Consider the following 1,742-nt stretch of genomic DNA (forward strand, 5'->3'; position numbering starts at 1 on the left):
TGGCGACCTGGTCGGTCGGCTGATCGCTTGCCTGATCGGTCGCCGGCGCCACGGTGCCGGTCTGCTCGGCACCGGCCTGCGCCGCGGGGGCGACATGCTGGGGCGCCGGATCGGCCGGTTCGGCGGCAGCGACCTGCGGAGCAGCCTCGGGTGCAGGATCCTCGCGCGCAACCAGCGAGCCATCGGGCTTGACCATCATGGTCCTGACCTTGCGCGGCGCGACGGCGACGACTTCCGGGTTGGTCCCTTTGTCGGCTTCCTGCAGGACCTGGGCTATGCGATCCTCGGATTTCGGCGCCGGCGCCGCATCGGCGCCGGCCTGCGCATCCACGCCCGGCATCGCGGTCGCGGCGGCATCGCCCACATCGTCCATGCCCGGCGCAGCGTCGGCGGGCGAAAGGTCGACGACGCGGCTCTCCGGCTCCTTGGCTTTCACATCGACCGGCTCTTCGGTGTTGGTGACCAGCTTTTCCTGCACCGGCTCGGCCGGCTTGGTACCCTTGACCACCGCGTCATAGACCTTGTTGTCCTGGTTCCGCACCACCGTGCCGCCCGGATTCTCCGGCTTGACCTTGATCGGAGCGTTGTCGGCCTTGACGATAACCGGCGCCTCGCTGCCGCCCTTGCCGCCAAACGACAAGGCAAAGGCGCCAAGACCACCGGCCAGGGCCACGGCGCCGACGACGGCGGCGATCAGCACGCCACGGCCGCGCGGCCTGGCGGCCTCACGCTCGGCAAGGCCCGGCACCGCCATCTCCTGGTCCAGTTCGGGGTCGTAGTCGAGCTCATCGACCGCGAAATCGTCGGCCTGCGCGAGCGGCCGGCTGCCCGGCAGATCGTCAATATCGAAGCCGCCCGTCGCGGCGGCCTGGGAAACCGGCGCTGAGGCAGCCGGCATTTCAGCCGGCTTCGCCGCCGCATAGGCGCGCGCGTCGCCGTGATCGTGGCCCGGCTTGAACCCGGCGCCGTAGCTGTCGTCCTCATAGGCGGCGGCGGCGCGTGCGGGCGCAGGCGCCACATCGACCGCGTTCATGTCGTTAAGCAGGCCGGCGAATTCGGCGTCGAGATCGTCAAAAGCTGGCGCCGCCGGCTTTTCTTCCTCGAAGTTGAGCTCGGGAATATCGAGATCGTCGGCAAGCGCCACCACGCGCTCCGGCACGTCGATGGTTTCGACGTCGGGCATCTCGTCATAGGCTTGCGGCTGGTCCTGCGGCGCGGGCTCCGGCTCGGCATAGGCCGGAACCTCCTCCACGACCGACTCCTGCCGGTATGACGGCTCGGCCGAAACCGGCGCCGCCGATGCCGTCGGCTGGGCCGCGAACGTCGCCTGCGCGGCCGCTGCGACCGGTGTCACGCGGCTCCAGGAACGGGCCGGCTCAGGCGGTGCCGAGCGCAGCCAGTCCTGCGAAGGGGAAGCCGACGCCACGGGATGGCTCGGCTCCTGATCGCCCCCGATACCCCTGGCAAAGGCGGCATCGAACGCGTCGTCGTCGAAATCAATGTCGGCGGAGGGCGCTGCATCCTCGCCGGACGCTGGCTCCTGCCCGTCGAGATTCCAATCGAGGTCATCAGCCAGCTGTTGGGGAGCGGGAGTCTCGATCACCGGCTGACGGACGGGCTCGGCTTCCCTGGCGACGGGAACCGGCCGCGCGCTCATGGCGCCGAGGAGAGCGTTGAGTTCGTCCTCGAGGCTCCGCTCTTCGGCGGCGGGCTTCGGCGGCTCGACCGCGACGACGGCGGGC

General features: G+C 70.3%; 1 pseudogene. It reads right to left on the reverse strand.

Features of this window, described 5'->3' with window-relative positions:
• A pseudogene (locus tag EN780_RS33500) lies at positions 1-1,742 on the reverse strand (SPOR domain-containing protein); the annotation flags it as partial.

The organism is Mesorhizobium sp. M4B.F.Ca.ET.089.01.1.1, from assembly GCF_004022605.1.
GTDB classification, from domain to species: Bacteria; Pseudomonadota; Alphaproteobacteria; order Rhizobiales; family Rhizobiaceae; genus Mesorhizobium; species Mesorhizobium abyssinicae.